General features: G+C 68.4%; 11 protein-coding genes and 1 riboswitch. Of the genes, 7 read left to right on the top strand and 4 right to left on the bottom strand.

Annotated features, from left to right (window positions below; all coding sequences use genetic code 11):
* The 4 genes from ACODRX_RS25560 to ACODRX_RS25545 form a co-directional block, all read left to right on the top strand.
* Window positions 1–141: zinc-binding dehydrogenase (locus tag ACODRX_RS25560; RefSeq protein WP_488874362.1), on the top strand; the 141-nt coding region annotated here is incomplete at its 5' end.
* Window positions 142–166: 25 nt separating this feature from the next.
* Complete coding sequence (locus tag ACODRX_RS25555; RefSeq protein ID WP_488874360.1) at window positions 167–1,015, top strand: TauD/TfdA dioxygenase family protein; 849 nt, start codon at window positions 167–169, stop codon at window positions 1,013–1,015.
* A gap of 29 nt (window positions 1,016–1,044) precedes the next feature.
* On the top strand, window positions 1,045–2,103 hold the full coding sequence (locus ACODRX_RS25550) for a beta-keto acid cleavage family enzyme (protein WP_488874359.1): 1,059 nt from the start codon (window positions 1,045–1,047) through the stop codon (window positions 2,101–2,103).
* Between the two features lie 68 nt (window positions 2,104–2,171).
* Complete coding sequence (locus ACODRX_RS25545) at window positions 2,172–3,518, top strand: MFS transporter (protein WP_488874358.1); 1,347 nt, start codon at window positions 2,172–2,174, stop codon at window positions 3,516–3,518.
* Between the two features lie 34 nt (window positions 3,519–3,552).
* Here the strand turns inward: ACODRX_RS25545 and ACODRX_RS25540 are convergent, their stop codons facing one another.
* Together ACODRX_RS25540 and ACODRX_RS25535 are read right to left on the bottom strand one after the other, a co-directional pair.
* Window positions 3,553–3,891 (bottom strand): rhodanese-like domain-containing protein, encoded by a 339-nt coding sequence (locus ACODRX_RS25540; RefSeq protein ID WP_488874357.1) that lies wholly within the window; start codon window positions 3,889–3,891, stop codon window positions 3,553–3,555.
* 3 nt (window positions 3,892–3,894) lie between these two features.
* Window positions 3,895–4,608 carry a protein-L-isoaspartate O-methyltransferase family protein gene (locus ACODRX_RS25535; RefSeq protein WP_488874356.1) on the bottom strand — a complete coding sequence of 238 codons (714 nt, stop codon included), beginning with the start codon at window positions 4,606–4,608 and terminating at the stop codon, window positions 3,895–3,897.
* Window positions 4,609–4,736: 128 nt separating this feature from the next.
* On the opposite strand from ACODRX_RS25535, the gene msrA reads away from it, so the two are divergent.
* Window positions 4,737–5,294 carry a peptide-methionine (S)-S-oxide reductase MsrA gene (gene msrA, locus ACODRX_RS25530; protein WP_488874355.1) on the top strand — a complete coding sequence of 186 codons (558 nt, stop codon included), beginning with the start codon at window positions 4,737–4,739 and terminating at the stop codon, window positions 5,292–5,294.
* Window positions 5,295–5,303: 9 nt separating this feature from the next.
* Here the strand turns inward: msrA and ACODRX_RS25525 are convergent, their stop codons facing one another.
* Entirely contained in the window at window positions 5,304–6,254 is a 951-nt protein-coding gene (locus ACODRX_RS25525; protein ID WP_488874361.1) for a DMT family transporter, read from the bottom strand.
* Window positions 6,255–6,502: 248 nt separating this feature from the next.
* Between ACODRX_RS25525 and ACODRX_RS25520 the strand changes: the two genes are divergently transcribed.
* Window positions 6,503–7,891 carry a phosphomannomutase/phosphoglucomutase gene (locus tag ACODRX_RS25520; RefSeq protein WP_488874354.1) on the top strand — a complete coding sequence of 463 codons (1,389 nt, stop codon included), beginning with the start codon at window positions 6,503–6,505 and terminating at the stop codon, window positions 7,889–7,891.
* A gap of 7 nt (window positions 7,892–7,898) precedes the next feature.
* Entirely contained in the window at window positions 7,899–9,224 is a 1,326-nt protein-coding gene (locus ACODRX_RS25515) for a 3-deoxy-D-manno-octulosonic acid transferase (protein ID WP_488874353.1), read from the top strand.
* On the opposite strand, the gene ACODRX_RS25510 is transcribed toward ACODRX_RS25515, so the two are convergent.
* Window positions 9,214–10,497: a purine-cytosine permease family protein gene (locus ACODRX_RS25510; protein WP_488874352.1), complete on the bottom strand. Its 1,284-nt coding sequence runs from the start codon at window positions 10,495–10,497 to the stop codon at window positions 9,214–9,216. The genes ACODRX_RS25515 and ACODRX_RS25510 overlap by 11 nt on opposite strands.
* Before the next feature lie 59 nt (window positions 10,498–10,556).
* Window positions 10,557–10,652: riboswitch (TPP riboswitch) on the bottom strand.
* Window positions 10,653–10,808: the final 156 nt, after the last annotated feature.

The raw sequence follows: 10,808 nt of genomic DNA, 5'->3' as shown, positions 1-10,808 counted from the left end.
CTGGCCGAGCTGTTCGGCCATGTGAGCCAGGGCCGCATCCGCATCGACATCCAGAAGCGCTATGCGCTGCAGGATGCGGTGCAGGCGCATCGCGACCTGGAAGCGCGCAAGACCATAGGCTCATCGATCTTCGTGATCTGAACCAGAAAAAAAGCAGGAGACAGGAATGCGAACCCAACCATTGACCTGCGCGATAGGTGCGCAGCTGCATGGCGCGAGCCTGGCCGACGCGGCCCGCGACGATGGCCTGTTTGCCGAGATCAAGGCGGCGCTGCTGCGGCACAAGGTGCTGTTCCTGCGCGGGCAGGACATCAGCCGCGCCGACCATGTGGCCTTCGCCCGGCGCTTTGGAGAGCTGGAAGACCATCCGGTGGTTGGCAGCGATCCCGAGCACCCCGGCCTGGTGCGCATCTACAAATCACCCGATGCGCCCAATGACCGCTACGAAAACGGCTGGCACTCCGACGCTACCTGGCGCGAGGTGCCGCAGATGGGGGCGGTGCTGCGCTGCGTGGAATGCCCGCCGGTGGGCGGCGACACCATGTGGGCCAACATGGTGCTGGCTTATGAGAAGCTGCCGCAGCCCATCAAGGACCTGATCGCCCCGCTGCGCGCGCGCCACAGCATCGAGGCCACCTTTGGTGCGGCCCTGCCCATCGAAAGGCGGCTGGCGCTGAAGGCGCAGTTTCCCGATGCCGAACATCCGGTGGTGCGCACGCACCCCGACACGGGCGAGAAGGTGCTGTTCGTGTGTGGCTTTACCACGCACTTCACCAACTACCACACAGCCGCCAATGTGCGCGTCGGGCAGGACTTCACGCAGGGCGGATCGGCGCTGCTGCAGTACCTGATCAACCAGGCCGCCATCCCCGAATACCAGGTGCGCTGGCACTGGCAACCGGGCGACGTGGCCATCTGGGACAACCGCGCCACGCAGCACTACGCCGTGATGGACTACCCACCCTGCCACCGCAAGATGGAGCGCGCGGGAATCATCGGCACGCCCACGTTCTGACCTTTTCAATTCCTCTGTGGAGACACACCATGAATTTCCTCGACGGCCACCTGTTCCCTGAAAACCAGCAACCGCTCATCATCACCGCCGCGCCGTATGCGCCTTCATGGGTGCCTGCGGACTTTCCTGGCGAGATCGCGGTGACGATGGAAGACCAGATCCAGCGCGCGGTGGATTGCTACAACGCCGGCGCCACGGTGCTGCACCTGCATGTGCGCGAGCTGGATGGCCGTGGCTCCAAGCGCCTGTCCAAGTTCAACGAACTGATCGCCGGCGTGCGCGAGCGGGTGCCCGAGATGATCATCCAGGTGGGGGGCTCGATCAGCTTCGCCCCGGAAACCGATGGTGCCGCGGCCAAGTGGCTCTCGGACGACACCCGGCACATGCTGGCCGAGCTCGATCCCAAACCCGACCAGGTGACGGTGACCATCAACACCTCGCAGATGAACGTGATGGAGCAGTTCGACCTGCATGACATCCGCGGCACGTCGATGGAAGACCCCGCCACCTTCAACGCCTACAAGGAAATGACCGTGCCCGCCCAGCCCGGCTGGGCCGAGGAGCACATCCGGCGCCTGACGGCTGCCGGCATCCAGAGTGCCTTCCAGTGCTACAACCTCAACAGCTTCGAATCGGTGGAGCGATTGATGCGCCGTGGCATCTACAAGGGCCCGCTGGTGATGAACTGGGTGGCCATCGGCGGTGGCATGGATGTGCCCAACGTGTACAGCCTGGCCAACTTCATGCGCGCCGTGCCTGACGGCGCGGTGGTGACGGTGGAAAGCTCGGTGCTCAACGTGCTGCCGGTGAACATGATGGGCATCGCGATGGGCCTGCATGTGCGCACCGGCACCGAAGACAACCTGTGGAATCAGGATCGTTCGGCCAAGATCGGCACCGCCAAACAGGTCGAGCAGCTGGTGCGCATCTCGCGCGAATTCGGCCGGCCCATCGCCACCGCGAAGCAGGCGCGCCAGATCAGCAAGATCGGCGTGTTCTACGGTACCGCCGAAGAGTCGCTGGCGGCCAACGGCTTTGCGCCCAATGCGCCTGGCCGCCAGCAGGGCTTTCTGCGCAAGGCTGCCTGAGCCGCGGCGACCCAGCTCTTGCAATAGATACAAGCGCAAAGCGCTGTCAAGAATCAATGGAGACAAGCATGCATGCCATTCCCGAGAGCGCCGGTAGCGCCAAGGACGGCTACCTGTACGGCCCCAGGCCGGCCTGGTTCGCCTTTGCGATGACGCTGCTGCTGATGCTGTTCGACTATGTGGACCGGCAGGTCATCGTTTCGCTGTTCCCGCACATCAAGGCCGAGTGGCAGCTGTCGGACAAGCAACTGGGCCTGCTGGTGTCCATCGTGTCGGTCACCGTGGCTGCGGGATCGATCCCGATTGCACTGCTCGCCGACCGTACCAGCCGTGTCCGGAGCATTGTTGTCATGGCCTTCGGCTGGAGCCTGGCCTGTGTTTCCTGCATGTTCACGCGCAACTATGGCCAATTGCTGGCGGCGCGCGCGGTGGTCGGGGTGGGCGAGGCCGCCTATGGTTCGGTGGGGGCGGCCTTGCTGGCCAGCCATTTTCCGCGCCGCATGCGGGGCGCTCTGATGGCCTGCTTTTTCGCCACCGGCTCGATCGGTTCGGTGCTGGGAGTGGTACTGGGCGGCATCATCGCCACGCACTGGGGCTGGAAGACGGCCTTCGGCGTGGTGGGCCTGCCGGGCCTGGTGCTGGCGCTGCTGTACTACAAGGTGCGCGACTATGAAACCGTCAGGCTCACGGCCGGCCACCAGCAGGCCATGCAGTCGGCCAGCGGCGTGGCGCGCTCGGTGGCTGGCGCGCTGGTGCGCACGCCCACCGTGTTGTGGACCTGCGTAGGAGCGGCGCTGCAGGTTGCGGTGCTGGCCACGGTGTGGGCCTGGCTGCCCAGCTTTTTGAACCGTTTTCACCACCTGCCGGTGGACCAGGCCGCGCTCAAGGCCGCGCTGGTGGTCTTGAGCGGCGCCGTGGGCTCGGTGGTCTGGGGCGCCCTGGTGGACCGCGCGGGCCGACGCCGGCCGCGCAACAAGCTCTACACGATGGCGGCGCTGTGCCTGGTGTCGCTGGTCCTGCTCGCCCTGGCCTTCGGTGCTGGCGTGTGGTGGCCCATGCCCTCGCAGGGAGCGCAGATCGCGCTCATCATGCTGGGCGGCTTCATGGCTGCCTGCACCGTGGGGCCGGTGACCGCCATCGTTCTGGATGTGGTGCACCCTGGGGTGCGGGCCACGGGCGGCGCAGTGCTGACCCTGTTCCAGAACCTGTTCGGGCTGGCGGCCGGCCCTTTCATCGCGGGGGCGCTGTCGGATGCGCTTGGCCTGCAGTGGGCCATGGCGGTCATGCCAGGTTTTTCGGCGCTGGCTGCACTGGCTTTCATCCGGGCATCCCGCAGCTACGAATCGGACCTGGGCCGCGTGCAGGCGGCAGCCACCATGGCAACGGCCGCCGAGATGCGGATGCAAGCGGCATGACCGTGGCGCCGCTTCCTGGGCGGCCTAGTCTTGCTCAATACCGCGGCACCTGCGGATCGCGCTCCAGGCTCCACAGGTCGATGCCGCCGCTGATGTTGGCCACGTTGGCAAAACCCTGCTGCTCCAGGAAGCGCGCCACCTGCATGCTGCGCATGCCGTGGTGGCACAGGCAGGCCACGGGGCGGTTGTCGTCCCACTGCAGGGCCGCCTGCGGGATCTGCGACATGGGCACCTGCAGCAGCTCGAAGCCGTCGGCGCGCACGGCGGCGGTCTGCACCTCCCAGGGCTCGCGCACGTCGAGCACGGCAGGCAGGGTGCCGGTGGGCTGGCGGGCCAGCCAGTCGCTCAGCTCGGAAGGGCGGATCTGATCCATGGTTCAGAACTTGAAGCGCGATGCCTCGGGGAAGCCCTTGAGGCGGGCCACCAGCGTATCCCAGGGCATCTTCTTGTCGAACTGGTTGCTGCGGCGCGTGAAGAAGGTGGTGCGCATCACCGGCTCCGAGCCCACGAAGGCCACCAGGCGGCCGCCGTCGTTGAGCTTGTTCAGCAGCGCCTGCGGCACCTCGTAGACCGAGCCGCTGAGCACGATCACATCGAAGCTGCCGCCGATGGCGGAAATGTTGGAGCCATCCTCCAGCTTCACGTCCACATTGCGGATGCCGGCGCGGTGCAGGTTGGCGCGGGCCAGCTCGACCAGGGCCGGCTCGATCTCCAGCGTGGTGACCTGCTTGGCCAGGCTGGCCATCAGCGCCGCCATGTAGCCGGAGCCGGTGCCGATCTCCAGCACCGTGTCGCCGCTCTTGAGCGCCAGGTCCTGCAGGATGCGGGCTTCCACGCGGGGCGGCATCATGCAGTGGCCCTGGGCGATGGCGGCCTCGCCATCGTCGCCCAGCAGCGGCAGCTGCACGTCCATGAAGGCCATGTCCTGCAGGCCCTCGGGCACGAATTCCTCGCGGCGCAGCGTGCCGATCAGCTCCAGCACCTGGTTGTCGCTCACGTCCCAGGGCCGCACCTGCTGCTCCACCATGTTGAAGCGCGCCGCCTGGTACGGGTCATTCGCATTCACGGGCATGTTGAGGGGCAAGGTCATCGGGGGGCTCCAAAGGCTAAAGTCAAGGCTTGAGACAAACCGGGGATTTTAGGCCCTTCCGAAGCCGCTGTGCGAAGCTGCGGCATTGGGGCGCAAAATGGGGCCTGATCTCCAGACGAGGAAGCCTTATGCCAAGCCAGCCAAACCAGCCCGACCAACTTGAGCGCATCTATCTTGCCTGTGGGTGCTTCTGGTGCACCGAGGCCGTGTATGCGCGGCTGCGCGGCGTGCAGCAGGTCACCAGCGGCTATTGCAATGGCCATGTGGACCAGCCCAGCTACGAGCAGGTGTGCGCGGGCGATACCGGCCTGGCCGAATGCGTGGAGCTGGTGTTCGACCCGCGGGCGATCACGCTGGAGCAGGTATTGCAGGTGTTTTTCGCCACGCACGACCCCACCACGCCCAACCGCCAGGGCAACGATGTGGGCACGCAGTACCGTAGCGGCATCTACACCACCAGTGCGCAGCAGCTGGCCGAGGTGCAGCGCTTCGTGCAGGCGCTGGCGGCGTCTGGCCAGTTTCGCGCGCCCATCGTGACCGAGGTGGAGCCGCTGACGCGCTTTTGGCCGGCAGAGGACTACCACCAGCAGTTCTTTGCGCTCAATCCGCGCCAGCCATACTGCAGCTTCGTGGTAGGCCCCAAGGTGCAGAAGTTCGAGCAGACGTTCGCGGCGCTCCTGAAATAGCTGCCCCGCCTATTTCCTGGGGCCAATCAGCCCGGTCGACAGCATGGTGCCGCAGATGATGAGCGCGCCGCAGCCCAGCATCCACAGCGTGATGGGCTCGCCCAGGAACCAGTTGCCATAGAGCAGCGCGAACACCGGCGCCACGAAGGTCACCGCCAGGGCCCGGCTGGGCCCGGCGCGCTGGATGATGCGAAAGAACAGCAGGTAGGCGATGCTGGTGCACAGCAGCGCCAGCGCCGCCACCGCCAGCCAGGCCTGCAGGCCGGGTGTCTGCGCCGGCCACAGCCAGGCCATCGGCAGCGCCAGGCCCAGCGCGGCGCCCACCAGGTTGCCGGTGGTGATCGAGAGCACTGGCAGGCCGGTGAGGAATTTCTTGGCAAAGCTGGCCGCTACCGCATAGCTGAGCGAGGCGCAGATGCAGGCCGCGATGGCGCCGTAGCCGCCGCCCGGCACGGGCAGCGCCGCTCCGGGCCTATCGTGCAGCGCGAGCAGGGCCACGCCGGCAAAGCCCACGGCCAGCCCCAGCCAGCGCAGCCCGGTGATGCGGTCGCCCAGCCAGATCCAGGCCACCAGCGCGCCCAGCAGCGGTGTGCTCGCATTCAGGATCGAGGCCATGCCGGTGGCAATGTGCAGCACCGCCCATGAGAACAGCGCGAACGGGATCGCGGAGTTGACGATGCCGTTGAACAGCAGCGCTGGCCAATGCTGGCGCAGCACCGGCCATTCGCCGCGCTGCAGCAGCAGCGGCAGCAGGAACAGGGCCGCGAAGCTCACCCGCAGGCCGGCGGTGGGCACCGGGCCGAAGGCCGGTGCGCTCAGGCGCATGAAGAGAAACGATGCGCCCCACAGCGCCGCCAGCAAGACGAACTCGGGCACCCAGCTGGCGCCGGCCGCGGCCGTGGCCAGAGGGGGCAGGGCTGCGGCGCTGGCGGCGGATGGGGGCGTGTCGGTGGACGGCATGGGGCAAAAGGGGGATTGGGCGGGCAGGGGGTGCGCCATCATGCGCCAACTGCCCGCCGGCATTGGTGACATTCTTGCGGGGGATTGATGCGCGGATGGAATTGCTATGCCAAGCATAGCTGCAGGCAGTTGGCGGTCGGAGCCTGCGGCGCGGTTCCATGCGAGCCGGCGGATTGGCAGGGCCGCCGCGCCTAGACATTCACCGGGTGCCTACAATAGCGTCTTCGTTCATCCAGGAAAGTATTGCCGTGCCCATCTCCCCCGCCATTTTCAAGGCCTACGACATCCGCGGCATTGTGCCGAGCACGCTGAATGCTGCGGTTGCCCTCAAGCTGGGGCGGGCATTCGGCCAGCAGGCGCTGGCGGCAGGGGAGAAGGCCGTGGCCGTGGGGCGCGACGGCCGGCTGTCGGGTGCGGAGCTGGGCCAGGCGCTGATGCAGGGGCTGGTGGAGTCGGGGCTCGAAGTCATTGACATCGGCCAGGTGACCACGCCCATGCTGTATTTCGCGGCCAGCACGCTGTGCAGCTCGGGCATCCAGATCACTGGCAGCCACAACCCCAAGGACTACAACGGCTTCAAGATGGTGATGGCGGGCCGCGCCATCTATGGCGACGAGATCCAGCAGCTGCGCCAGATCATGGAGCGCGAGAACTGGCGCATGCAGGGCGGCGGCAAGCTGCGCCAGGCCGACGTGAGCCAGGCCTACCAGGAGCGCATCGTCTCCGACGTGAAGCTGGCGCGGCCGATGAAGATCGTGGTCGACAGCGGCAACGGCATTGCCGGCGCCACCGCGCCCGCCATCTTCCGCGCGCTGGGCTGCGAGGTGACCGAGCTGTACTCCGAGGTGGACGGCAACTTCCCCAACCACCATCCCGACCCGAGCAAGCCCGAGAACCTGCGCGACCTGATCGAAGCGCTCAAGTCTTGCGACGCCGAGCTGGGCCTGGCCTTCGATGGCGATGGCGACCGGCTGGGCATCGTCACCAAGGAAGGCAACAACATCTTTCCCGACCGCCAGATGATGCTGTTCGCGCAGGACGTGCTCGCGCGCGTGCCGGGCGGCGAGGTCGTCTTCGATGTCAAGTGCTCGCAGCGCCTGGCGCCGGCCATTGAGGCCGCGGGCGGCAAGCCGGTGATGTTCAAGACCGGCCATTCGCTGATCAAGGCCCGCATGCGCGAGAGCGGCGCGCCGCTGGGCGGCGAGATGAGCGGGCATATCTTCTTCAAGGAGCGCTGGTACGGCTTCGATGACGGCACCTACGCCGGCTGCCGCCTGCTGGAGATCCTGAGCCGCGCACACAACCCGAGCGCGGTGCTCAACGCACTGCCCAGCAGCTACAGCACGCCCGAGCTGAACGTGGCCTGCGCCGAGGGCGAGCCCCACCGGCTGACGGCCGAGCTGCAGGCGCTGGCGCCGCAGGCGTTTGCGGCGCCGGCGGTCATCAACACCATCGACGGCCTGCGCGTGGACTGGCCCGACGGCTTCGGCCTGATCCGCGCCAGCAACACCACGCCGGTGCTGGTGCTGCGCTTCGAGGGCCACAACCAGTCGGCGCTGCACCGCATCGAAGGCGAGATGAAGGCGCTGCTGCTGAAGGTCAAGCCCGACGCCGTCGTCGGCGACGCCGCCCACTGACCCCGCGATGCCGCTCGCGCTGTCCGTCTATTCCGCGCTGATGCGGCTGGCCCGGCCGTTGCTGCGCCGCAAGCTCGCGCGCCGCGCGCTGCGCGAGCCCGCCTATGGCCAGGATGTGGCGCAGCGCTTTGGCGATTACCGCGATCTGCCGCTGTACCAGCCGCAGCCCGGCGTGCCGCTGGTGTGGGTGCATGCGGTCTCGCTGGGCGAGACGCGCGCCGCCGCCATCCTGGTGCGCGAGCTGCGCGAGCGCATTCCGGCGCTGCGCCTGCTGCTCACCCACGGCACGGCCACCGGGCGCGAAGAGGGGCGCAAGCTGCTGCTGCCCGGCGATATCCAGGTCTGGCAGCCCTGGGACGATGCGGCCGCGGTGCGCAGTTTTCTGCAGCGCTTTCGCCCGGCGATCGGCATCCTGATGGAAACCGAGATGTGGCCGGGCCTGGTGGCCGGCTGCAAGGCCCAGGGCGTTGCGCTGATGCTGGTGAATGCCCGGCTCAATGCCAAGTCGCACCGCGGTGCCCGGCAGCTGGGCTGGCTGTCGCGCCCGGCCTATGGCGCGCTGTCGGCCGTGCTGGCGCAGACCGAGCTCGATGCGGCGCGGCTGCGCGATCTGGGCGCGCCGGTGCGGGCGGTGCTGGGCAACCTCAAGTTCGACGTGCAGGTCGACGAGCGGCTGCTGGCGCGCGGCCGGGCCTGGCGCGACAGCCAGGCAAGGCCGGTGCTGCTGCTGGCCAGCTCGCGCGAAGGCGAGGAGGCCCTGTGGCTCGATGCGTTCAAGCAGCAGGCCGCTGCGGTGCAATGGCTGATCGTTCCCCGGCACCCGCAGCGCTTCGACGCGGTGCGGGCGCTGCTGGCCGGTGCCGGCCTGTCGGTCTCGCGCCGCAGCCAGTGGGATGAAGCTCCCGAGGCGGCCGACGTGTGGCTGGGCGACAGCATGGGCGAGATGCACCTGTACTACGGCATGGCCCATGTGGCGCTGCTGGGCGGCAGCTTCGCGCCGCTGGGCGGGCAGAACCTGATCGAGGCGGCCGCTTGCGGCTGCCCGGTGGTCATGGGGCCGCACACCTTCAATTTCGCCCAGGCGGCCGAGGCCAGCATCGAGGCCGGTGCCGCGCTGCGCGCCGCCGACATCGGCGATGCCGTGGCACAGGCGCTGCAGCTGGCCGGCGATGCGCTGCGCCAGCAGGCCATGGCGCGGGCGGCCACGGTGTTCGCCGAGTCACACCGCGGCGCGGCCAGCGCCACCGCGCAGCTGGTGGCGGCCGAGCTGCGCAAGGCCGGGGAAGATGCCAGGGATGGGGCCGGCGGCAGCGCCGGCCCTCTCACGCACTGAGGGCGCGCGCCCGCGTCAGCCAGCCGGCGGCAAAGGTCGCCGCCAGCGTGGGCAGGGCCGAGCCCGCCTGCGGCGCCAGCTGGGCCAGCAGGTGGTACAGCGCAATGCCCGCCAGCCAGATGGCCACTGGCGCCACGTGCACCGCGCGGGCCGCCCGCAGCAATTGGGCGATGGGGGCGCCAAAGGCCAGGCGGCCCAGGATCACGCCGAACAGCGGCACGAAGACCGAGCTGAGCAGCAGCAGGAAAGGCTCCAGGCTGTGCATGGGCAGCACCAGCGCCAGCAGGGTGCACAGCCCGGCCATGCCCAGGCCCCAGGCACGCAAACCGAGGCGCGGCGCCATGCTGTGCGCCGACACCGCGCCCGAATACACGTCGCCATAGGCGTTGTCCACCTCGTCGAGCAGGATCAGCGACATCGCGATCAGCCCGCCCTGGGCCAGCAGCAGCGCGGTCACCAGGTCGCTGCTGGGCAGCACCAGCGCCACCAGCACCCCCAACGCATAGCACCAGGCGTTCGCGATGCCGAAACCCAGCCAGGTACCCGCCAGCGCGCTGCGGCCACTCTTGCCATGGCGCGCATAGTCGGCCACCAGCGGCAGCCACGAAATCGGCATCGCGATCACCAGGTCCAGCGCCGGCAGCACACCCATGCCGCCCTGGGCGGAGCGGCCGAACAGCGCCTGCCAGCCCTGGGCCTGCGCCATGCCGGCGAACTGCCAGCTCAGCCACAGCAGCGACAGCACCACCAGCGGCAGCGCGATGCGCGAGATCAGCTGGCGCACCAGCTTCACCATCGAGCCGGTGATCAGCGCGATCAGCAGCCCGCCCCACAGCAGCGTGGCCAGATAGGGCCAGTAGCCGGCCTGCATGGCGCCGGCCTGGCGCGCGATCGCCACGGTGGCGTCGCGCATCACCACCAGCTCGAATGCGCCCCAGCCCAGCAGCTGCACGATGTTGAGCAGCACCGGCAGCTTGGCGAAGTGGCGGCCGTAGACCGCATGCATCAGCCCCGCGCTGGCCAGGCCGCTGTCGCAGCCCAGCTTGCCCACCCAGGCCAGCAGGCCCGCGCCCAGCACCGAGCCGCCGGCGATGGCCCACAGCGCCTGGCCGGGAGACAGCGCGGGCACCAGGTAGGCGCCTACCTGCATCACCAGCAGGCCCACGCCCAGGCTGAACCACAGCGAGGCGAGGTTCATGCCGCTGAAGGCGCGGGCGCGGGCATCGACCGGGGTCAGCGCCTCGTTGGCGTAGGGCGGGGATGAGATGGACATGGACGGCTCCGTGGCTGTGCGCGGGGCCGGCGACCGGCCACCGCCGGGGCCGTCGGTGGCAGCATGGTCTGCAGCTTCCCTGCGCGAGGATGATCTCAACAGGTTCAAAGGGTGTGATCTCAGCCCGGAAACACCGGACACCCCTAGCGAATGGCCGCGATTTTGCCACGGCCGGGCAAAGAATGCGCGCCTCTGGGCTAATGTCGTTCACTTAAGCCAGTGAACTGCATGAGTCCCTCAGGAGCCCCCGCGTAGAGGGCAAGCATGGAGCCTTGTTTTGAGGCCAGAGGCCGGGTCTCGCCCCGGCGGGC

It is taken from the genome of Comamonas sp. FG99, from assembly GCF_057808605.1.
The sequence above is the reverse complement of the archived record's forward strand: the minus strand, read 5'-3'. Positions and strand labels throughout refer to the sequence as shown.

Excerpts from the sequence above, each read along its gene's own strand:
- ACODRX_RS25555 (WP_488874360.1), top strand. The coding sequence starts at position 167 with ATGCGAACCCAACCATTGACCTGCGCGATAGGTGCGCAGCTGCATGGC.
- ACODRX_RS25535 (WP_488874356.1), bottom strand. The coding sequence starts at position 4,608 with ATGACCTTGCCCCTCAACATGCCCGTGAATGCGAATGACCCGTACCAG.
- ACODRX_RS25540 (WP_488874357.1), bottom strand. The coding sequence starts at position 3,891 with ATGGATCAGATCCGCCCTTCCGAGCTGAGCGACTGGCTGGCCCGCCAG.
- ACODRX_RS25550 (WP_488874359.1), top strand. The coding sequence starts at position 1,045 with ATGAATTTCCTCGACGGCCACCTGTTCCCTGAAAACCAGCAACCGCTC.
- ACODRX_RS25515 (WP_488874353.1), top strand. The coding sequence starts at position 7,899 with ATGCCGCTCGCGCTGTCCGTCTATTCCGCGCTGATGCGGCTGGCCCGG.
- ACODRX_RS25510 (WP_488874352.1), bottom strand. The coding sequence starts at position 10,497 with ATGTCCATCTCATCCCCGCCCTACGCCAACGAGGCGCTGACCCCGGTC.
- ACODRX_RS25545 (WP_488874358.1), top strand. The coding sequence starts at position 2,172 with ATGCATGCCATTCCCGAGAGCGCCGGTAGCGCCAAGGACGGCTACCTG.
- msrA (WP_488874355.1), top strand. The coding sequence starts at position 4,737 with ATGCCAAGCCAGCCAAACCAGCCCGACCAACTTGAGCGCATCTATCTT.
- ACODRX_RS25525 (WP_488874361.1), bottom strand. The coding sequence starts at position 6,254 with ATGCCGTCCACCGACACGCCCCCATCCGCCGCCAGCGCCGCAGCCCTG.